The sequence below is a fragment of the Idiomarina sp. UBA4206 genome, from assembly GCF_002383015.1.
GTDB classification, from domain to species: Bacteria; Pseudomonadota; Gammaproteobacteria; order Enterobacterales; family Alteromonadaceae; genus Idiomarina; species Idiomarina abyssalis.
The window spans coordinates 77,713-78,630 of sequence record NZ_DFTS01000072.1; the positions used below are offsets into that span (position 1 = coordinate 77,713).

The 918-nt window shown below is 46.7% G+C and carries 2 protein-coding genes; both read left to right on the forward strand.

What is annotated here, in order from left to right:
* On the forward strand, positions 1-682 hold a 682-nt coding region (locus tag B3180_RS14470), incomplete at its 5' end, for an FAD-binding protein (protein ID WP_286845205.1).
* Positions 683-697: 15 nt separating this feature from the next.
* On the forward strand, positions 698-918 hold a 221-nt coding region (locus tag B3180_RS14475; RefSeq protein ID WP_286845207.1), incomplete at its 3' end, for a 2Fe-2S iron-sulfur cluster-binding protein.

Genomic DNA, 918 nt, shown 5'->3' on the forward strand with positions numbered 1-918 from the left:
AGACGTTAACGGTCAGGCTCTGACAGTTGACGAAAAGGGTGAAACCAAGCCTGTACCTGGTTTATTTGCTTGTGGTGAAATCGCTTGTGTATCTGTTCACGGTGCTAACCGCTTAGGTGGTAACTCATTGCTTGACCTTGTTGTTTTCGGTCGTGCGACTGGCATGCACTTAGGTGAAACATTAGCGGCGAACAGCGAAGCACGTGAATCGTCAGCGTCTGACGTTGATGAGGCAATGGCTCGTTTCAACCGTTGGGAAAATACGCAGAAAGGCGAAGACCCAGTACAAATTAAGAAAGACCTACAGAACTGTATGCAGATGAACTTCTCGGTATTCCGTGAAGGTGAAGCAATGGCTGATGGTCTTAAAGAGTTGAAAGAAATTCGTGAGCGCCTTAAGCACGCACGCTTAGACGACACGTCTAAAGAGTTTAATACTCAGCGTGTTGAATGTATGGAACTTGATAACTTAATGGAAACTGCTTTCTCTACTGCAGTTGCCGCAAACTTCCGTACAGAAAGCCGTGGAGCTCACAGTCGCGCAGACTATCCAGATCGTGATGACGAGAAATGGTTGGTTCACACTGTGTTCCGTCCAGAAACTGAAGATATGGTGACTCGTCAGGTTAATATGGCACCGAAACTGCGCGAAGCTTTCCCTCCGAAAGCTCGTACGTACTAATAGAGGGGTTCAACGATGAAAACATTGAATATTTCGATTTATCGTTACAACCCGGATGTTGATGACGCGCCGTACATGAAAGATTACACCCTAGAGGTGGAAGAAAATCAGGACATGATGGTGCTGGACTTGCTTATCAAACTGAAAGAGCAAGATCCATCGTTGGCGTTCCGGCGGTCATGCCGTGAAGGCGTTTGTGGTTCAGATGGTCTGAATATGAACGGCAAAAACGGCTT